Source organism: Streptomyces sp. NPDC101237, from assembly GCF_044767465.1.
Taxonomy (GTDB): Bacteria; Actinomycetota; Actinomycetes; order Streptomycetales; family Streptomycetaceae; genus Streptomyces; species Streptomyces gramineus.
In genome coordinates this window covers 63,248-80,771 of the sequence record NZ_JBIWNY010000010.1, presented here as the reverse complement: position 1 = coordinate 80,771, position 17,524 = coordinate 63,248, and the positions used below count along the sequence as shown (strand labels likewise).

Below are 17,524 nucleotides of genomic sequence, written 5' to 3'. Positions count from 1 at the left end.
CGCGAGAACGACCCTTTCCACCGCGCGGCGATGCGATCGGCGCATGCGCAAGCGAACACCCGACCAGGGGGGATCACGGAGATGACGAACGATTCGTCACCGGGCCAGGGGACTCCGCCGGAGGAACCCGGCTGGGCCTTCAGGCCCCGCACGCCGTCGGACCGGCCGCACGCGACGGCCTCCGGCACGCGGTGGGACTCCACCATGCCGCTGCGCATGCCGCAGCCACGCGACGGCTCCCACGAGGCGGTGCCCGAGCCGGACCGCCGGCCCCGGCGCGCGGGCACGGCAGACCACGAGCCCGGCCCCTCGCCGGCCGCCACCGCCGTCCTCGACCCTCCGGCCGCCGCACCGCAGGTCCCGCACGCCGGCGCGGACGGCAAGGGCGTCCGAAGGGCCCGGCCGACGGGCCGGATCGCGCTCGTGCTCGCCGTCCTCGTCGCCGCCTGCGGAACCGCCGCCGTCCTGCTCAGGCAGGAGGACGCCGCGGCCGTCGCCTCCGAGACCCGCGCGCAGGCCTGGCAGATACCGGCAGCCGCCGCCGACGACACGCTGACCGGCAGCTGGCTCACCGACGGCCTGCTCGTCCGGGCCAGCACCCGAGGCGGCCTGCGGGCCTACGCCCTCGCCGACGGCAAGCAGGTCTGGAGCGCCGCGCCCGCAGCCCGCGCCGCCGGACGCGGCACGGTCCCCTGCGCCATGTCACCGGCGCTCGGCAGCCGGGGCATCGGCACCGTCGCCTTCGGCAAGGACGGCAGCACCTGCACCTGGCTGGCCGGCGTCAAGGCGTCCACCGGCAGGATCCTGTGGACCATGCCGCTGACCGACGACAAGCACCCCAGCGCCATGACCGCCTCGACCTACCTCCAGGGCGACGTCGCCACCGTCGTGAGCGAGAACTTCCTCGGCGGCGTGGACGTCCGCACCGGCAGCCGCGTCTGGGGCTACCGGGCCCGCGGCCACTACTGCAACGCCTACGACTGGGGCACCGACGGCACCGTGATGGTGAGCGACTTCTGCCTCGACCGGAAGACCAGGTTCACGCTGACCGCGTACGACGGGAGGACCGGAAAGCAGATCTGGCGCAGGCCGGAGAGCGCCCACTCCGACGTGACGCACATCCTGTCCGGCTCACCGCTGGTCGCCGCCGTCCACACCGCGCACCGGGACGCCGTACGGGTCTTCGACTCCACCGGATCCGGCCGCAAACTCGCCGTCGGCGACGACGAGCTCACCGGCGGCAACGGCACCGAAGCCGACCACTCCGCCCGGGTCCACGGCGACGTCCTGGTCACCCCCGCCACGAACGCCGGCACCGTCATCGACGGCTTCGACACCGCCACGGGCGCGAAACTCTGGACCCTGCACTCCGCCGTGCTCGCCGCGTCCGCCCCCGGCGCCGACGACACGGTGTACGCCGTCACCACGTCCGGTCCCCCGCAACTCGTCGGCATCGACCCGCGCACCGGCCGCACCACGCCGGTCGCGGGCCTGCCGACGGGCGCCGGCCCCTGGAACTTCGCCTCGGGCACGGTGTACGTCACCGCGGACGGCGGTGTGCTGGAAGTCAACGCCCTCGGAACGAACGGCGGCGTGCGGATGTACCGGTAGGGCCGTCACCCGCACCGCCGCATTCAGCGACGCGGTTTCTCAGTCCCATGCGAAACAAATGTTGGACCTCTGAATCATCGGTTCCTAGGCTCGGTCGGGCAGGCCTTCCGTACGCGAAGGCCTCGGCCACCTGTCTTCCACGTCCAAAGGAGACGTCCGATGAAGCAGCGCACGATCGGCGGACGGACGGTCTCGGCGATCGGACTCGGCGGCATGCCGATGTCCATCGAGGGCCGTCCCGACACCGGCAGGTCGATCGCGACGATCCACGCCGCGCTGGACGCGGGTGTCACGCTCATCGACACGGCGGACGCCTACCACCGCGACGCCGGCGAGGTCGGGCACAACGAGGAGCTCATCGCCGAAGCGCTGCGCGCGTACGGCCGGGCGGCCGACGACGTGCTCGTGGCGACGAAGGGCGGCCACCTGCGGCCCGGCGACGGCAGCTGGACCGTGAACGGCGATCCGCTCCACCTGAAGCGGGCCGCCAAGGAGTCGGCCGGACGCCTCGGCGTCGAGGCCATCGGCCTCTACCAGTTCCACCGCCCCGACCCGCGCGTCCCGTACGCCGATTCGATCGGTGCGCTCCGTGACCTGCTGGACGAGGGCGTGATCCGGATGGCGGGCATCTCCAACGCGACCGTCGAGCAGATCGACGAGGCCGACGAGATCCTGGGCGGCCGACTCGCCTCGGTCCAGAACCAGTTCTCCCCCGGCTTCCGCTCCAGCCTGTCCGAGCTGGAACACTGCGCCGCCCTCGGGATCGCGTTCCTGCCCTGGAGTCCGCTCGGCGGCATCGCGAACGCCCCCGACCTCTCGGCACGGCACGCCGCCTTCCGCGAGGTCGCGGAGGAGACCGGCGCCGGCGTCCACCGCGTGGCCCTGGCCTGGGAACTCGCCCTCGCGCCTGTGGTGGTCCCGATTCCCGGAGCCTCCCGTCCCGAGAGCATCCGCGACTCGGCGGCCGCCGCCGCCCTCGACCTCACGCCCGAGCAGATCGCCCGGCTGTCGGCGGCCTGAGACGCCTGGCACCGCACACCCGCTCAACGACAAGGACCCGCTCGTGAAGACGTTCAAGCTGCCCGGCACCGACCTGGTCGTGCCGAACATCGTGCTCGGCCTGATGCGCATCCAGGACAAGAGCGACGCCGAGGTGCGCGAACTCCTCGCCACCGCCATGGACTCCGGCATCACCTTCCTCGACCACGCCGACGTGTACGGGCGTGAACTGCACGGCTGCGAGCGCCGGTTCGCCGAGGCCATGCGGCTGACCCCGGCACATCGCGAGAACCTGATCATCCAGTCGAAGGCGGGCATCGTCCGCGAGGGCCCCTACTTCGACTTCTCCTACGACCACCTCGTGGAGTCGGTGGAGGGCTCGCTCAAGGCGCTCGGCACCGACTACCTCGACATCCTGCTGCTGCACCGCCCCGACGCCCTGGTGGAGCCCGAGGAAGTCGCGCGCGCCTTCGACGACCTCGCCGCGGCGGGCAAGGTGCGGGCCTTCGGCGTCTCGAACCACACCCCCCGCCAGATCGACCTGCTGAAGCGCCACGTGAGCCAGCCGCTGGTGGTCAACCAGCTCCAGCTGTCCGTCACCCACGCCCCGCTCGTCGCCCAGGGCGTAGCGGCCAACATGCAGGGCCTGGACCAGTCGGTCAGCCGTGACGACGGGCTCCTGGACTACTGCCGGCTCCACGACATCACCGTGCAGGCCTGGTCGCCGTTCCAGGCCGGCTTCTTCGACGGCCCGTTCCTCGGCTCGGAGCGCCACCCCGAACTCAACGCCGTCGTCGACCGCCTGGCGGAGCGGTACGCTGTACCGCCCATTGCCATCGCGACCGCCTGGATCACCCGCCACCCCGCCCGGATGCAGGTGGTCATCGGCACCACCACACCGCAGCGCGTCGCGGACGCCGCCCTCGGCTCCGACGTGCCGCTGACCCGCGCGGAGTGGTACGAACTGTTCCGCGCCGCCGGGCACATCGTGCCCTGACCGTCACCGGCGCCGCTCCGTCACGCATCGCCGATGCCGGACGCGTCCTGAGGCGCCGGGCCGATCCGGGACCGGCGGTCACGTCCGGGGCCCCGGATCACGCTCGCCGCCGGGCGCTGCGCCCGGTTCGTCGCCGTGCGCAGTGCCTCCCAGGCGTCCGCCACCGGGCCGACGTGGCCGAGCTTGTCCGGGTTGTTGACCGCGCGGATCGTCTGGATCCGTCCGTCGACGACGTCCAGTGCCCAAGTGCCGAGCACCTGGCCGTCCCGGTCACGGACGACCGAGCCCGGCCCGGGTGTGACGCGTCCGCCGACGTCGCGGATCACCGCCGCTTCCCCGGGTTCGAGCCCGAGCACGCCGGACGGCGGCACGCCGTGCGCGCGATGACGACCGGTGGGATTCTGAACTTCCCGGAACGCGAGGGAAGCCGGCCCGACAGTGGGCGCCGGCCGTAGCCCGAGGCGGTGGAAGCGATGGACATCACGAGGACGGGACGTCCACCACGGGGGTCCCTCACGCCGCTGGCCGCCGTCGCGTACGGCGCCGTCGCGGGCGTCGCGGGGACCGTCTGCATGGATGCCGCGCGGTATCTGCGCTATCGGCGGTCGGGAGGCACCGAGAGTCCGTGGCGATGGGAGTTCGCGCCGGTCACGGACTGGGCACAGGCCCCGGATCCGGGCAAGGTGGGGAAGCGGCTGCTGGAGGGGTTCACGCAGCGCGAGGTCCCCGACCGGTGGGCCTGGCTCGTCAGCACCGCGATGCACTGGTCGTACGGGGCCGCGTGGGGCGCGGTGTACGGGATCGTCGCCGGATCGGTCCGGCGTCCGAACCCGTTGCTCGGCGTTCCCTTCGGCTCGGCCGTGTGGACCACCGCGTACCTGGCCCTGCCGGAGACCGGGCTCTACCAACCGATCTGGAAGTACAGCCCGCGGACCCTGGCCGAGGACCTGAGCGCCCACCTCCTGTTCGGCCTGGGAACGGGCACCTGCTTCTGGCTCGCCGGCCGTCCGTGCCGGGCGGGCGCTCCACCGCGCTGACACCCCGGCGCCACCGGGGTGACGGTCCCTCAGGGTTCGATGACGAGGGATGCGACGCGGCCGTCGACGAGCGTGAGGCGGTGGTGCAGGTCCACCACCCCGCCGGGGAAGTCGCCTTGGAGGTGCTGGGTGGCGACGAAGCGGTCCGGACCGGTCGTCCGCGCCCGGGTGAGTTCGGTCACCGCCCACCCCGGTTCAGACGCGCCGGCAGACGACGCGCCACGTTCGCCCGCCGCACCGCACGGTACGCCCACTCGATCCGCTCCAGACTCCCCCGCGACGGAGCACGCGAACCCGCCGGCCACGCCCGCACCGTACGGTCCGTCACCGCAAGCCCCGCCGCCCGCGCCGCATCCGAACGCGTCAGATGACGCAACCGCGCCGGCCACCCACGCCGCACCGACACCGAAGTGGCGATATATGGCGTCATCAGCATGCCGCTGAGCGGTGAGGCGTGCGGAAGGGCGCCTAGTTCAGCTGCTGGGCCAGGCCGACGATGACGCCCTCCGGGCCGCGGACGTAGCAGAGCAGATAGCTGTCCTCGAACCGGGCGATCTCGCCCAGGAGTTCGGCGCCGTGCGGGCGCAGCCGGGTCACGGTGTCCTCGATGTCGTCGACGGCGAACATGACGCGGTGCGTGCCCAGGATGTTGTGCGGGCGGTCGCGCGGTCCGTCGCCGATCGCCGCGGGGCTGCGGTACCTGGCCAGTTCGAGGCGGCTGTGGCCGTCCGGTGTCCGGAGCATCGCGATGTCGCACCGGACGCCGTCGAGCCCGGTGCAGCGGTCGGCTACGAGGCCCTCGACCCGCGCCCTGCCCTCCAGTTCCATGCCGAGTTCCTCGAAGTACGCGACGGCGGCGTCCAGGTCCTCGACGACGATGCCGACGTTGTCCATCCGCTGAATCGCCATGATGATCCCTCCTTCTGCTTCTGCGGCCGCTCGAGGCCGCTGACGTCCCCGGGACGGAGCCGGTGGCACGTTCTCGACATCCGACGGCGGACCGCCGAGCACCGAAAAGGTCTCCTCTGAGTACAGTGGTCGCGGGGCCGGAGCGGGGCTGCCGCGCCGGGTCGAAGGGACGGGGATCTCGCTGGTGAACACGGTTCGGCACCGACCGGTCCGGCCGTTCGTGCTGATCGGGCCGGTCCTCGGTCTGGCGGCTCTCGCCGCCGTGGCCAGTGGGGTGTGGGTCGTCCACCGCATGGCGGACCCCGCGACGACCTTCCTGGCGGGTGTCCGCGTCGACGGCTCCCGTGTCTCGGTCAAGATGCCGACCTGCCGCACGGACGAGGTGGCGACGGTCGAGGTCTACGACGTCGACTCCGAGACTCCGCTGTGGCGGGCGACCGGCCCCAGGACCCCGGAATAGCGGCGGGGCGTGATCACGCTGTGGAACGCGGACGGCTTCCGCGAGGCGACCTCGGGCACCCGGCCCGCCGCCCTGCCGGCGAACCTCGACGTCTCCGTGACGTTCGCCGGCACGGGAGACGGCACGGGCGACCTGCTCGACATCCGCAGAGCCCGGACCGCACACCTCCGCGACGGGCAGTACTGGACCCGCGCCGGCGCCAGGACCGCCGCGCAGATCGACGCGCAGTTCCGTTGTCACGGCGACGGATGAGAGCGCGCCGCCGCCCCCGGTGAGACCGGCCGTCGACGCGTTCCGCCGCATCCGCCCCGCGGGCAGGGCGCACCCCGGCCGCCGTGCGCCGATTCGGCATCCGCCCGCCCGGCCCTGACCCCGAGCCGATTCCGTACCCTGGCGGCATGCGCATGCGCCCCACCCTGAGCTGGACCCCGACCGCGGATCTGCCGCCGGGCACCACCGACCTGGGACCGGTCGTCGACGCGCTGAGCACCGGTGGTGTGCTGGTGCTCAGCGGGGCGGGCATCTCCACGGAGTCGGGTATCCCGGACTACCGGGGCAAGGACGGGAGCCTGACCCGGCACACCCCGATGACCTACCAGGACTTCACCGGCAGCGTCCACGCGCGGCGGCGTTACTGGGCGCGCAGCCATCTCGGCTGGCGCACCTTCGGCCGCGCCCTTCCCAACGCCGGGCACCTGGCCGTGGCCGCCTACGCACGGCACGCGCACCTCACGGGTGTGATCACCCAGAACGTCGACGGCCTGCACCAGGCCGCGGGCAGCGAGGACGTCGTGGAGCTGCACGGCAGCCTCGACCGGGTCGTCTGCCTCTCCTGCGGCACCTTCAGCGCGCGCCGCGACCTCGCCCGGCGGCTGGAGGCCGAGAACCCGGGGTTCGACCCGGTGGCCGCCGGGATCAACCCGGACGGCGACGCCGACCTCACCGACGCGCAGGTCGGCGACTTCCGGGTCGTGCCCTGCGCCGACTGCGGCGGCGTCCTCAAGCCGGATGTGGTGTTCTTCGGCGAGGCGGTGCCCCCGCACCGTGTCGAGCACTGCCGCCGGCTGGTCCGGGAGGCGTCCTCGCTGCTGGTCCTGGGTTCCTCGCTGACGGTGATGTCCGGGCTCCGGTTCGTCCGCCAGGCGCACCAGGAGGGCAAGCCGGTGCTGATCGTCAACCAGGACCCGACCCGCGGCGACCCGCATGCCGTCACCCGGGTCGCGCTCCCCCTGGGGCCCGCTCTGACCACCGTGGCCCGCCGACTGGGCATCCCGGTCGGCGGCGGGTTCACGGGCTGACGCCGCGCCGATCCTTCCGGTGGCTCCCGCCCGGCGGTGGTGGCGGGCGGCGTATGCGGACAGAATTGTGATCAGTTCGACTGCTTTGCCCAGTCACGACCGCTTCTCACAGTCAGTCGCCGCGAGGCCGGTGTCCCGCCGGCGGAAGGTGGAGGACATGCGGCACTACGATCTAGTCATCCTGGGGGCAGGCAGCGGGAACATGCTGCTGTCCGAGGAATTCGCGACCCTGCGGACCGCCATCGTCGAGCCGGACCGTTTCGGCGGCACGTGTCTGAACCGGGGCTGCATCCCGAGCAAGATGTTCGTCGTCACCGCGGACGCCGCCGAGGACGCGCGGGCGGCGCGCCGCCTCGGTGTCCACGCGAGCGTCGAGCACGTCGACTGGAAGTCGGTCCGGGACCGCGTGTTCAACCGCATCGATCCGCTGCACGAGAGCGCGGTGGAGTACCGCAGGGGCCAGGGCGTCGACGTGTTCACCGAGGCGGCGCACTTCGTCGCCCCGAAGGTGCTGGAGGTCGGGTCCGAACGGATCACCGCCGAGACCTTCGTCGTCGCGGTCGGGGCCCGGCCGATCGTGCCCGACATCCCCGGCCTCGACACCGTGTCCTTCCACACCTCGGACACGATCATGCGGATCGACGACCTGCCCGCGTCCCTCCTGGTGCTCGGAGGCGGCTTCATCGCGGCCGAGTTCGGGCACGTGTTCCAGTCGTTCGGGGTGGACGTCACGATCGTGCAGCGCGGCCCGCGCCTGCTCATGACGGAGGACGAGCAGATCTCGCAGCGCTTCACCGAACTCGCCTCACGTCGGCACCGCGTGCTCCTCGACTCCGAGATCACCTCGGTGGCACCGAAGGGGGACGGCGTGTCGGCCCGGGTCGCGGGGCCGGACGGCGAGCGGACGGTCGAGGCCGGGATGATGCTGGTGTGCGTCGGCCGCCGGCCCAACACCGACCGGCTGCGGGCCGCCGACGGCGGTCTGGAACTCGACGCCCACGGTCACATCGTCACCGACGGCGCCTACCGCACGTCCGTGCCCGGCGTGTGGGCGCTGGGCGACGCGGTGAACCACTTCCAGCTCAAGCATGTCGCGAACGCCGAGTCGCGGGTGGTGCGGCACAACATCCTCCATCCGCAGGACATGCGGACACTGCCGAACGACGTGGCCCCGCACGCGGTGTTCACCAGCCCGCAGATCGCCTGTGTCGGCCTCACGGAACAGGAGGCCCGGGAGCGCGGCGTGGACTTCGTGGTGAGCGTCCGCGACTACTCCCAGACCGCCTACGGCTGGGCCCTGGAGGACACCACCAGTTTCGTCAAGCTCCTCGCGAGTCCCGCCGACCGCCTGCTCCTCGGCGCGCACATCATCGGGCCGCAGGCCGCCACGCTCATCCAGTCCCTGATCCAGGCCATGTCCCTGAAGCTGACGGTGGACCGGATCGGGCGCGAGGTCATGTACATCCACCCGGCCCTGACGGAGGCCGTCGAGCAGGCGCTGCTGGAGCTGTAGCCCGACCCGAGCGGAGAGGCCCGGGCGGGTCGTGTGCCGAACGGTGCCCGGCCGTCGGCCGTCTCCGCCATCGCGGACGCCCGGCCGGTGACGCTCAGGCCTGCCGCCCGGCGGGCGCCTCCCGCACCCCGCGCCCGCGCGGACGGTCAGGCGGTGACCTCCAGGACGACGCGGAACCGTGCCTTGCCGGAGAGCATCCGCTCGTAGGCGTCCATGGCCCGCTCGAAGGGCATCGTCTCGATGGCGGGACGGATGCCGTGGGCCAGGGTGAAGCCGAGGTTGTCCTCGTTCTCGATCGACGAGCCGGTCAGGCTGCCGACAATGCTCCGGGTGCCGAAGATCAGGTCGGCGGTGGTCACCGAGAGCGGGTCCGGCGCGGCGCCGACCACGACGAGCTTCCCGCCGGGCGCGAGTCCGCGCACCAGCGGGCTCATGGAGGCACCGCTCGCCGCCGTGGCGACGATGACCGACGCGCCGCCGAGGGCCGCCAGCGCCTCGCCGGGGTCGGTCTCCGCGCTGTCGATGTACTCGTGCGCGCCCAGCTCGCGGGCGAGCGGCTCCTTCTCCTTGCCTCGGGCGACCGCGGCGACCCGGAAGCCGAGGCTGCGGGCGTACTGGAGGGCGAGGTGCCCGAGACCGCCGATGCCCTGCACGGCCACCAGGGTGCCCGCCCGGACGGAGTCCTGCTGGAGCGCGGAGAAGGTGGTCAGCCCGGCGCAGAGCAGCGGGGCGGCCTCGGCCGCGGGCATGCCGTCGGGGATGCGGACCAGTCCGCTGGCGCGCGCGTACGTCACCTCGGCGTACCCGCCGTCGGTGGTCGTGCCCGTCTGCGCCTGGTCGAGACAGTTGACGAAGTCGCCGCGCCGGCACGGCTCGCACTCCCCGCAGTGCCCGTTGAGGAAACCGACACCGACGCGGTCGCCGGGATGCCAGGCGGTGACGCCGGGCCCCACCGCGTCGATCACGCCGACGATCTCGTGGCCGGGCACGACCGGACTCGACGGGTCGGCGCGCAGGCCCTCCACGGCGAGGACGTCGGTGTGGCAGACGCCGCAGGTCTCCACGCGGAGGCGGACGTGTCCGGGCGCCGGGTCGGCCAGTTCGCGCTCGACCAGACGGAGATGGTGGACGCCAGTGGCCTCGAAGGCCCGGTAGGTGGTGGACATGGAAACTCCTTGGTAGCGCGCCCGGCCGGTACGGACCGGCGGGCCTCCGGGTGAAGACGACCCATTCAATATGACCGGTCGTCTTGGAAGGCGTCAAGCTCTGCCGCTGCGGCAGGAGCGGGCTTCCGGACCGGGCTTGACGGCAGGCAAGACGACCGGCCATATTAATGAGGAGGTGATCAGAATGGCACGCGCATCCAAGCGCGAGGAGATCGCGCGGGCGGCCCTGGAGCAGTTTCGTGCCCGGGGCTTCAACGCCACCGGCATCAGCGACATCACCTCGGCCGCCGGCGCACCGAAGGGGTCGTTCTACAACCACTTCGCCAGCAAGGAGGAGAGCGCCCTGGAGGCGCTCGAACGCTACGGCGTCGGTCTGCGCTTCGACATGCTCGACGCGGCCGGACAGCCTCCGCTGGAGCGGCTGCGGGCGCACTTCGCGTTCATGGGCGCGGACACGGTCGACAGCGGCTTCGCGCGGGGCTGCCTGGTCGGCAATTTCGGCGCCGAGGTGGCCGACCACTCCGAGGAGATCCGATCGGCGGTCCAGCGCGGCTTCCAGCAGTGGGCCGCGCACATCGCGCGCGTGCTGACCGAGGCACAGGAAGCGGGCCAGATCAGCGCCACGCTCGACGTACGGGCCACCGCGCTCTTCGTCCTCAGCGCCTGGGAGGGCGCTCTGATCGCGACCCGCGCCGACAAGTCCTCCGCCCCCATCGACGCGTTCTTCCAGCTGGTGTTCGACGTCCTGTTGCGCTGAGCCCGCCCGCGCGGGTCACCGACGCGCGTCACGGTCGTGTGGCCGGCGGTCGGCCGCCGGCCACACGATCACGTCGGATCACCCCGCCCGGGGCCGCACGTCATGGACGGCCGCGGGCGAGGGTCAGCGCTGCTCTTCCTGGCCCAGGCCGATGCCGGTCGTCCAGGACGTGATGTACACCCCGCCCTTGTAAATGTCGGTGGTGCCGGGGAAGAGGAAGCTCGTCGCACGGCTGCTGCCGTCGGGCATGGCCAGCTGGAGCCCGCTGACCTGCGCCTTGTTCTCGGGTGCGTCAGGGACCGAGTAGGCGATGGTCGTGTGCAGCGGCGAGTCCGGGCGCAGGACGAGGGTGCCGCCGCGGCCGTTGACGGTCACCGGGATCTTGTCGGTCTGGTCCGGCGGAGAGTTCAGGGTGATCAGCGGGGTGTCGCTGAGGCTGCAGGTGATGCCGTCGTGCGCGAGCAGGGTCAGGTCGAAGCTGCGGTGGCCGAGTCCGTAGGAGTAGCCGCCGAAGTAGAACGAGACGTTGCCGGTGGTGCAGGGACGTACGGCGGGCTTGGCGGGGCTGGCGCTCGCCATCGCGGAGCCGGTCAGGAGCATGACGGACAGGGCCGCCGCTACGGCCGTGGCCCGGGTTCTTCTGCGCATGGGGAGGGTCCTCTCGTTTCTCGTCGGGGGAAGCCGGATCAGGGGTGCCGGATGGGGTGGGTCAGAACGCGCCGAGACCGTGGGGCATGCCGATTCCGGTCAGCCCGTCCCAGCCGGGACCTGCGGTGCACAGCGACGCGCGGATCCCGGGGTAGTCGGCGCACTGGTGGTAGTCCTCGTTGGAGCCGCCGGTGACGTCGGTGACGTCGGACGCCGGGGCCTGGTACAGGGTGTTGGGCCCCTGGACGGCGGAGAGGTGCCCGGCGCGGGCGTACAGGCCCGCTATGTAGGGCGCGGAGGCGCTGGTGCCGCCGACGATGGTCCAGTCGTAGGGTTCGCCGCTGCTCGGCGCGTAGGTGTCGTAGACGGCCAGGCCGGTCGCCGGGTCGGCGTCCGCTGAGACGTCGGCGGACGCGCGGTGGTGGCCGCAGGCGGCGGTGACCGCGGCGGGCTGGCCGGTGGCCGCGGCGAAGTTCGTCTCGCAGCCGCTGCCGGCGGCCCACCAGCCCGTCGCGGGGGCGTCGGCGGGCAGGGTGACGCCGCCGACGGCGGTCACCGAGGGCAGGTCGGACGGCCATGCCTGGTGAATGCCGCCGTTGAAGCCGGAGTCGCCGGTGGAGGCGGTGATCGCGACGCCCTTGTGCCGGAACGCCTTGAGAGCGGCGCCGCTGGTGTTGGTCACGTCCGCGGTGTAGCCGTAACTGATGCTGATCGCCGAGGCGCCGGCGGCCACGGCTGTGTCGACCGCCTTGGCGAAGTCACCGGTGGAGACGTCGTTGTCGTCCTCGCCGTCCTGCCAGGGCACGGATATCTCCAGGAGATGGCAGGTGGGGCAGGCCGCGGAGGCGGCGTCGAGGTCGAGCGAGGTCTCGACGGCGACGTCCTCCTCCAGCGCCGCGCCGGGGCCGCTCTTCTGCGGTGCGGGCTGCTTGCCGCCGGTGTAGTTCTTGAGCGTCAGACAGCCGGACGCCGTGCCGCAGGCGGCCAGCCCGAAGGCGGCGCGGTAGGTGGCCAGGTCGGAGGCCAGGGTGGGGTCGACGCCGGCGTCGATGATCGCGATGGTCGCGGTGCTCTTCGACTTGGCGGGCAGACCGTAGGCCTTGGCGAGGTCCTGCGGCCCGTAACCGGCGGGCGCGGGCGCGCTCAGCGGGGTGACGCCGCCTTTCTTCTCCGTGACGATCAGGGCCGCGCACCGGGGGCAGACACTGCGCGTGCCGTGCGCGTCCAGCAGGGACCCGGCCCGCACCTCCTGCCGCAGCCGTACGACCGGATCGCCGCCGTCGGTGGCGGCGGCCGTCCGTGCGGTGCCGCCTGCCGCGGGTGCCGCGGCCACGGCCTGCGCGGCGGACGGCGCTCCGGCCAGCAGGGCGGAGACCACGATCAGGACGGCCGCTCCGCCGGTCGCCCGACGGCCGCCGACGATCGCGCGTACGCCCGCGCGCAGGGCGGTTCTTGCTCTTCTACGATCCACGGATCCACGAATCCCTTCTGCGTTCCCCTGAGGGGGTGCGACGCGAGACGACGCGTCACGCACGTGTGATCCACACCGACGCGGAAGAGTTCGCCGCAGGGGGGCCTTTTTTTCTGATGGAGCGTCACAGGCGCGTATCGCACGGCGAGTCGACGGCCTCGGGAGTTGGTCCGGCCGTCAGCGCAACGGCGTCGGAGACCAACTGCGCCTCACGAAGCGCCCTTTCGCCGCGCGGGCATCACGGCCGTCGGCACACGGCCGCCGGGCGCGGCGGAAACGGGCGAACGAGCGGGTACTCCCCCGGCGCGACGGCTCCAGACACCCTTCGGGTGCCGGGATGCCCGCGTACGCGCCCGCGGACCAGGGCGGCTTCTGCCACTTCGGGCCGGTCCGCATCGGTGACGACGGCGACCTCCTGTACACCGTCGAGCCCGCGCTCGCCTCGATCACGGTACGGGGCCCGAAGGACCCGATCGCCAAGAGCGACCACGTCACCCTGACCCCCAACGGCGACCAGGTCGCCGGCGACGACCTCCCCGCGTTCAGCATCGTCGTACGGTGACCCCCTCCCCCGGCGGGATCGCCCGTTCTACGATGACGCGGTGAAGTTCCTCATGGTGCCGGGCGGTTGGCAGGGCGGCTGGGTGTTCGACGCCGTGGCCGCCGAGTTGCACCGGGACGGTCACGAGGTCGAGGCGGTGACCCTGTCCGGTCTGGAGCCGGACGCCCCGGCCGACGCGGACCGTCCGCCGAATCTGGACGACCACATCGCGCAGGTGGCCGGGACGGTCGAGCGGAGCGACGGATCGCCCCTCGCCCTGTGCGGGCACAGTTATGCCGGAATGGTGATCGCCGGTGTCGCGGACCGGCTCGGCGACCGGCTCGCCCATCTCGTCTTCATCGACGCCTACGTCCCCGACGACGGCGACTCGTGCTGGTCGCTGACCAGCGACGTGTTCCGGGAGCTGTTCGTGGCCGGCGCGCGGGGCGACGGCCGGTGGGTCGCGGTCCCGGACGGCCTCGATCCTCGTGCGCGCCCGCACCCGATGGCGAGCTTCGTCCAGTCCGTCAGGCTGGAGGGCGGCAGCGGCGGCACGTACGGCCGGACGTACGTCAGCGGAGGCCCCTGGGCGGGCAGCCCGTTCGTGTCGCTCACCGAACGGCTGCGGGCCGACCCGGGATGGCGGGTCCACGAGATTCCGGTCGGCCACAACATCGCCCGCCGCGACCCGCACGGCCTCGCGGCCGTCCTCGGCGCTCTGCCGCCGGGGCCGGCCTGAGCGGCGGAGGCTCCGGGACGGGCCGGGGCCTGGCGGCCCCGGCCCGTGTCACTTGATGCCGGTGGTGGCGATGCCCTGGACGATCTGCCGCTGGAAGACCAGGAAGACCGCGATGAGCGGGATGAACCCGAGGACCGAGGAGGCCATGACCTCGGCGTACTGGGGGCTGGTCGGGTCCACCAGCGAGGCCAGGCCCACCGGGATGGTCTGGGACTTCGTCTGGCTGAGCACCAGCAGCGGCCACAGGAAGGAGTTCCAGGAGCCGATGAAGGTGAGGATCGCGACCGTGGACACCGCCGGGCGGCAGATCGGCATGCAGACGGTGGCGTAGACCCGCCACCAGCCGGCGCCGTCGATGCGGGCCGCCTCGATCAGCGCCGTCGGGATGCCCCGGAAGAAGGAGTGGAAGACGAACACCGAGATCGGTGCCGCGACCGACGGCAGGACCAGCGCCCAGAACGTGCCGAGCAGATGGAAGGACCGGTACTCGATGAACTGGGGCAGCACCAGCGCCTCGGTGGGCAGCATCAGGCCGGCGGTGACGACGGCCATGACCAGGGCCCGGCCGCGGAACCGCAGGAAGGCCAGGGCGAATCCGGCCATCGAGCAGAACGTCACCGTGAAGATCACGGCGAGTACCGAGATGACCAGGCTGTTGAGGTACCAGGTGCCGATCGGATGGTTGTCCCAGGCGGTCGAGTAGGCGTCCAGCGACCAGCCGCCGGCGAAGATCGACGTGGGGCTCCGGGTGATGGCCGCGTCGTCGCGCAGCGAGGTGATCAGGGCCCAGGCGAAGGGCACCAGCCAGATCAGGGCGAACAGGGTCAGGCAGGTGGCGCAGAGCCGGTTGAAGAGCTTGGCGCCGTTGACCGCGCCCTTCGGCTCGGTGGTGCGCGGCTGGGTGATGGTGGTCATGGGTCCTCCGCTCAGGCCGCGCTGCCGGTCGCGCGACGGCGCCGCAGCCCGTACCAGGCCGCCGAGATCGCGACGATGATGACGAAATACACCATGGTGGCGGCAGCGCCGTAGCCACCTCGGTAGGCGGTGAAGCCGGTGTCGTAGATGTACTCGATGACCGGCCGGGTGGACTGGTCGGGGCCGCCACCGAGCAGCTGGTAGATCTGGTCGAACACCTTCAGCGAGGCGAGGATCTGCAGGATCAGCACCAGGCTGGTGGTCCTGCCGAGCAGTGGGACCGTGATGTGGCGGATCTGCTGCCAGGGACTGGCGCCGTCGATGGCGGCCGCTTCGTAGACGTCCGCGGGGACGTCCTGGATGGCGGCGGTGTAGAGGACGAAGTTGAAGCCGAACGTCCACCACACGGTCATCAGCACGACGGCGGTCCAGCCGCCCGAGGTGCTGCCGATGAAGTCGGGCACCGGCAGTCCGGCGGCGTCGAACACCTTCGGGATGAGGCCGATCTGCGGGGTGTACATCCACAGGAAGACGAGGGTGACCACCGACGACGGCACCACGTACGGCACGAAGAAGGCGATGCGGTGGAAGAGCCGGCCGCGGCGGATGCGCGAGGCCAGGATGGCGACGCCCAGCGCGAGGATCACCAGCGGGGGCGTGGTGAGCAGGGTGAAGAGCACCGAGTGCCACATGCTCTCCCAGAAGAGGGAGTCGGTGAGCACCTCGTGGTAGTTCGACAGGCCGACGAAGTCCCCGAGGCCGCTCTTGACGGTGGTGGTGTTGAAGAAGCTCAGCACCACGCCGACCAGGAGCGGACCGACCAGGAAGAGCAGGTAGATCACGAGGAAGGGGGCGGCCAGGAGTCTGCCCGCCCGGCGTTCGGACGGGGTGGGCCGGTCGGCGGCGGTCGGTGCCGGGGATGGGGCTGGTGCCGGTCGCGTCGGGACGACGGTCGTCATGGTGACTGCCTCCTACTTCATCGTGACCGGCGGTCGGGACGTGGTGTAGCGCTTCAGGGCGGAGCGCATCGCGGCCGCCATGCCCGTCGGCGTGATGCGCCCGGCGAGCGCTTCGATGACCGTGCCGCCGATCACGCTCTGGAAGTCCGAGCCGGCGCCGGTGTACCAGGCCACCGGGTCGTACCGGGCGTCGAACGCGGCCCGGACGTAGTTGCGCTGCGGTGACTGGTCCAGGAACGCCTTGCCGCGCTGGGTCGGCAGCCACGCCGGGATGTGGCCGCCCTCGGCCCACACGGCGCTGCTGTCGAGGAGGCTCTTGACGAACGTCGCCGCGTTGCGGGTGCGGGTCTCGTCGCCGCGGTCGTTGCGCGGCAGGACGAGCGCGTGCGAGTCGGCGTAGGCCACCGGCTTCGGGCCGAGCAGCGCCGGGAACGGCACGACGTTGAACTCGAGGCCCTTGACCTGGCGGTAGGTGGGAATCTGCCATTCGCCGTCGAAGAGGAAGCCGGCCTTGCCGGTGCTGAAGAGGGCGTTGGCGCCGGCTCCGGTGAGGTTCTTCGGCATCAGGTCCGGACCGGTCAGGCTCTGCATGAAGGCGACCGTCTCGCGCATCGCCTCGTCGTCGACGGCGATCCTCGTCCCGGAGTCGGTGACGATCGGGCCGGCCAGGCCGGAGTAGACCATGCTGAAGAAGCGCCAGGCCGTGGACGGGTCGGCGGTGATCGACATGACCGCGCCGTACTGGGCGCCGCCCGCGTCCCGCATCGCCTTCACCGCGCCGACGAAGTCCTCCCTGCCCTTGAGGGGCGCGAGGTCGTCGCCCGCGGAGTTCAGCAGGCCCGCCTTGCGGGCGATGTCCGCGTTGTAATAGAGCACGAAGGGATGCGTGTCGAGGGGTACCGCGTACGTGGTGCCGTCCACGGTGGCCTTCTGCCAGGCCGCCGGGGTGAACTTGTCCTCGGTGACGCCGAGCTCGGACAGCGGCGTCCGTGCGAGCGGCTCCAGCAGGCCGGAGGCGGCGAGGAGCGGGAGCCGCGAGAGGTGGGTGATGCCCACGTCCGGCGGCGTGCCGCTCGCGATGGCCAGCGCCAGCTTCGTGTAGTACGGGTTGCCCCATCCCAGGACGGTCGCCTCGACCGTGGTTCCCGGGTGGGCCTTCTGGAACGCCTTCTCCATCAGCACCATGTTGGCGCCGTCACCGCCGGTGAAGAGGTTCCAGAAGATGACGTCCGCGGTGTTCGGCTGTGAGCCCGTCAGGCCGGACACGAGCGGGGAGGAGCACGCCGCGAGCCCTCCGGTCAGGGCAAGGCCACCGCCGAGGGCCAGAAACCGCCGGCGTGCCATCGCTCCGCTCATAGGGGTATTCACCTCGTTAATTCGATGTGAACTCGATGGCGCAGACCCTCGCACACGTTTTGCAACGATGCAATAGACCGCCGCGAAGAAGTCCCCGAAGGCGCCGCCGGGGCCCGCGACCCGCCTCGGAAGGGGTCCGGGGTCACTG

At 71.9% G+C, this 17,524-nt stretch carries 20 protein-coding genes; 11 read left to right on the top strand and 9 right to left on the bottom strand.

Annotated features, from left to right (window positions below; genetic code table 11):
* Window positions 1-81 precede the first annotated feature (81 nt).
* The 3 genes from ACIRQ9_RS17530 (at window position 82) to ACIRQ9_RS17520 (ending at window position 3,607) form a co-directional block, all read left to right on the top strand.
* Window positions 82-1,611: a PQQ-binding-like beta-propeller repeat protein gene (locus ACIRQ9_RS17530; RefSeq protein WP_404173421.1), complete on the top strand. Its 1,530-nt coding sequence runs from the start codon at window positions 82-84 to the stop codon at window positions 1,609-1,611.
* A 159-nt stretch (window positions 1,612-1,770) separates the two neighbouring features.
* Window positions 1,771-2,631: an aldo/keto reductase gene (locus ACIRQ9_RS17525; protein ID WP_404173418.1), complete on the top strand. Its 861-nt coding sequence runs from the start codon at window positions 1,771-1,773 to the stop codon at window positions 2,629-2,631.
* A 43-nt stretch (window positions 2,632-2,674) separates the two neighbouring features.
* The gene (locus tag ACIRQ9_RS17520; RefSeq protein WP_404173415.1) at window positions 2,675-3,607 is read left to right on the top strand and encodes an aldo/keto reductase family oxidoreductase; all 933 of its coding nucleotides are present in this window, start codon (window positions 2,675-2,677) and stop codon (window positions 3,605-3,607) included.
* 20 nt (window positions 3,608-3,627) lie between these two features.
* On the opposite strand, the gene ACIRQ9_RS17515 is transcribed toward ACIRQ9_RS17520, so the two are convergent.
* Complete coding sequence (locus tag ACIRQ9_RS17515) at window positions 3,628-3,933, bottom strand: hypothetical protein (protein ID WP_404173412.1); 306 nt, start codon at window positions 3,931-3,933, stop codon at window positions 3,628-3,630.
* 147 nt (window positions 3,934-4,080) lie between these two features.
* Between ACIRQ9_RS17515 and ACIRQ9_RS17510 the strand changes: the two genes are divergently transcribed.
* The gene (locus tag ACIRQ9_RS17510; protein WP_404173409.1) at window positions 4,081-4,644 is read left to right on the top strand and encodes a hypothetical protein; all 564 of its coding nucleotides are present in this window, start codon (window positions 4,081-4,083) and stop codon (window positions 4,642-4,644) included.
* 29 nt (window positions 4,645-4,673) lie between these two features.
* On the opposite strand, the gene ACIRQ9_RS17505 is transcribed toward ACIRQ9_RS17510, so the two are convergent.
* Together ACIRQ9_RS17505 and ACIRQ9_RS17500 are read right to left on the bottom strand one after the other, a co-directional pair.
* Window positions 4,674-4,826: a hypothetical protein gene (locus tag ACIRQ9_RS17505; RefSeq protein WP_404173406.1), complete on the bottom strand. Its 153-nt coding sequence runs from the start codon at window positions 4,824-4,826 to the stop codon at window positions 4,674-4,676.
* Between the two features lie 286 nt (window positions 4,827-5,112).
* Window positions 5,113-5,553 (bottom strand): VOC family protein, encoded by a 441-nt coding sequence (locus ACIRQ9_RS17500; protein WP_404173403.1) that lies wholly within the window; start codon window positions 5,551-5,553, stop codon window positions 5,113-5,115.
* Window positions 5,554-5,737: 184 nt separating this feature from the next.
* Here ACIRQ9_RS17500 and ACIRQ9_RS17495 point away from each other — a divergent pair, with 184 nt between their 5' ends.
* The 4 genes from ACIRQ9_RS17495 (at window position 5,738) to ACIRQ9_RS17480 (ending at window position 8,824) form a co-directional block, all read left to right on the top strand.
* Window positions 5,738-6,013, top strand: coding sequence for a hypothetical protein (locus tag ACIRQ9_RS17495; RefSeq protein WP_404173400.1), 276 nt, complete (start codon window positions 5,738-5,740; stop codon window positions 6,011-6,013).
* A 9-nt stretch (window positions 6,014-6,022) separates the two neighbouring features.
* Window positions 6,023-6,265, top strand: a complete 243-nt coding sequence (locus tag ACIRQ9_RS17490) for a hypothetical protein (RefSeq protein ID WP_404173397.1) — start codon at window positions 6,023-6,025, stop codon at window positions 6,263-6,265.
* Window positions 6,266-6,411: 146 nt separating this feature from the next.
* The gene (locus tag ACIRQ9_RS17485; protein WP_404173394.1) at window positions 6,412-7,311 is read left to right on the top strand and encodes an NAD-dependent protein deacetylase; all 900 of its coding nucleotides are present in this window, start codon (window positions 6,412-6,414) and stop codon (window positions 7,309-7,311) included.
* Window positions 7,312-7,468: 157 nt separating this feature from the next.
* Window positions 7,469-8,824 carry a mycothione reductase gene (locus ACIRQ9_RS17480; RefSeq protein ID WP_404173391.1) on the top strand — a complete coding sequence of 452 codons (1,356 nt, stop codon included), beginning with the start codon at window positions 7,469-7,471 and terminating at the stop codon, window positions 8,822-8,824.
* A gap of 146 nt (window positions 8,825-8,970) precedes the next feature.
* Here ACIRQ9_RS17480 and ACIRQ9_RS17475 read toward each other — a convergent pair whose 3' ends face one another.
* Window positions 8,971-9,990: an alcohol dehydrogenase catalytic domain-containing protein gene (locus ACIRQ9_RS17475; RefSeq protein WP_404173388.1), complete on the bottom strand. Its 1,020-nt coding sequence runs from the start codon at window positions 9,988-9,990 to the stop codon at window positions 8,971-8,973.
* 184 nt (window positions 9,991-10,174) lie between these two features.
* Here ACIRQ9_RS17475 and ACIRQ9_RS17470 point away from each other — a divergent pair, with 184 nt between their 5' ends.
* The gene (locus tag ACIRQ9_RS17470; RefSeq protein ID WP_404173385.1) at window positions 10,175-10,747 is read left to right on the top strand and encodes a TetR family transcriptional regulator C-terminal domain-containing protein; all 573 of its coding nucleotides are present in this window, start codon (window positions 10,175-10,177) and stop codon (window positions 10,745-10,747) included.
* A 123-nt stretch (window positions 10,748-10,870) separates the two neighbouring features.
* On the opposite strand, the gene ACIRQ9_RS17465 is transcribed toward ACIRQ9_RS17470, so the two are convergent.
* Both ACIRQ9_RS17465 and ACIRQ9_RS17460 read right to left on the bottom strand, forming a co-directional pair.
* Entirely contained in the window at window positions 10,871-11,395 is a 525-nt protein-coding gene (locus tag ACIRQ9_RS17465) for a DUF4232 domain-containing protein (protein ID WP_404173383.1), read from the bottom strand.
* 61 nt (window positions 11,396-11,456) lie between these two features.
* A complete protein-coding gene (locus ACIRQ9_RS17460) occupies window positions 11,457-12,866 on the bottom strand; it encodes a peptidase S8 (protein ID WP_404173380.1) in 1,410 nt (469 codons plus the stop codon).
* Between the two features lie 337 nt (window positions 12,867-13,203).
* Here ACIRQ9_RS17460 and ACIRQ9_RS17455 point away from each other — a divergent pair, with 337 nt between their 5' ends.
* Together ACIRQ9_RS17455 and ACIRQ9_RS17450 are read left to right on the top strand one after the other, a co-directional pair.
* The gene (locus ACIRQ9_RS17455; protein WP_404173377.1) at window positions 13,204-13,428 is read left to right on the top strand and encodes a hypothetical protein; all 225 of its coding nucleotides are present in this window, start codon (window positions 13,204-13,206) and stop codon (window positions 13,426-13,428) included.
* A 40-nt stretch (window positions 13,429-13,468) separates the two neighbouring features.
* Complete coding sequence (locus ACIRQ9_RS17450; protein ID WP_404173374.1) at window positions 13,469-14,146, top strand: alpha/beta hydrolase; 678 nt, start codon at window positions 13,469-13,471, stop codon at window positions 14,144-14,146.
* A gap of 48 nt (window positions 14,147-14,194) precedes the next feature.
* Here the strand turns inward: ACIRQ9_RS17450 and ACIRQ9_RS17445 are convergent, their stop codons facing one another.
* The 3 genes from ACIRQ9_RS17445 to ACIRQ9_RS17435 are packed head-to-tail and all read right to left on the bottom strand — an operon-like array spanning window position 14,195 to window position 17,376.
* On the bottom strand, window positions 14,195-15,061 hold the full coding sequence (locus ACIRQ9_RS17445; RefSeq protein WP_404173371.1) for a carbohydrate ABC transporter permease: 867 nt from the start codon (window positions 15,059-15,061) through the stop codon (window positions 14,195-14,197).
* Window positions 15,062-15,072: 11 nt separating this feature from the next.
* Window positions 15,073-16,020, bottom strand: a complete 948-nt coding sequence (locus ACIRQ9_RS17440; RefSeq protein WP_404173368.1) for a carbohydrate ABC transporter permease — start codon at window positions 16,018-16,020, stop codon at window positions 15,073-15,075.
* 12 nt (window positions 16,021-16,032) lie between these two features.
* Complete coding sequence (locus ACIRQ9_RS17435) at window positions 16,033-17,376, bottom strand: extracellular solute-binding protein (RefSeq protein ID WP_404173365.1); 1,344 nt, start codon at window positions 17,374-17,376, stop codon at window positions 16,033-16,035.
* Window positions 17,377-17,524: the final 148 nt, after the last annotated feature.

What these genes read in the sequence shown, in the direction of transcription:
- ACIRQ9_RS17500 (WP_404173403.1), bottom strand. Translation starts at nt 5,553, where the DNA reads ATGGCGATTCAGCGGATGGACAACGTCGGCATCGTCGTCGAGGACCTG.
- ACIRQ9_RS17475 (WP_404173388.1), bottom strand. Translation starts at nt 9,990, where the DNA reads ATGTCCACCACCTACCGGGCCTTCGAGGCCACTGGCGTCCACCATCTC.
- ACIRQ9_RS17485 (WP_404173394.1), top strand. Translation starts at nt 6,412, where the DNA reads ATGCGCATGCGCCCCACCCTGAGCTGGACCCCGACCGCGGATCTGCCG.
- ACIRQ9_RS17440 (WP_404173368.1), bottom strand. Translation starts at nt 16,020, where the DNA reads ATGACGACCGTCGTCCCGACGCGACCGGCACCAGCCCCATCCCCGGCA.
- ACIRQ9_RS17525 (WP_404173418.1), top strand. Translation starts at nt 1,771, where the DNA reads ATGAAGCAGCGCACGATCGGCGGACGGACGGTCTCGGCGATCGGACTC.
- ACIRQ9_RS17530 (WP_404173421.1), top strand. Translation starts at nt 82, where the DNA reads ATGACGAACGATTCGTCACCGGGCCAGGGGACTCCGCCGGAGGAACCC.
- ACIRQ9_RS17435 (WP_404173365.1), bottom strand. Translation starts at nt 17,376, where the DNA reads ATGAGCGGAGCGATGGCACGCCGGCGGTTTCTGGCCCTCGGCGGTGGC.
- ACIRQ9_RS17510 (WP_404173409.1), top strand. Translation starts at nt 4,081, where the DNA reads ATGGACATCACGAGGACGGGACGTCCACCACGGGGGTCCCTCACGCCG.
- ACIRQ9_RS17465 (WP_404173383.1), bottom strand. Translation starts at nt 11,395, where the DNA reads ATGCGCAGAAGAACCCGGGCCACGGCCGTAGCGGCGGCCCTGTCCGTC.
- ACIRQ9_RS17455 (WP_404173377.1), top strand. Translation starts at nt 13,204, where the DNA reads ATGCCCGCGTACGCGCCCGCGGACCAGGGCGGCTTCTGCCACTTCGGG.
- ACIRQ9_RS17480 (WP_404173391.1), top strand. Translation starts at nt 7,469, where the DNA reads ATGCGGCACTACGATCTAGTCATCCTGGGGGCAGGCAGCGGGAACATG.
- ACIRQ9_RS17445 (WP_404173371.1), bottom strand. Translation starts at nt 15,061, where the DNA reads ATGACCACCATCACCCAGCCGCGCACCACCGAGCCGAAGGGCGCGGTC.
- ACIRQ9_RS17470 (WP_404173385.1), top strand. Translation starts at nt 10,175, where the DNA reads ATGGCACGCGCATCCAAGCGCGAGGAGATCGCGCGGGCGGCCCTGGAG.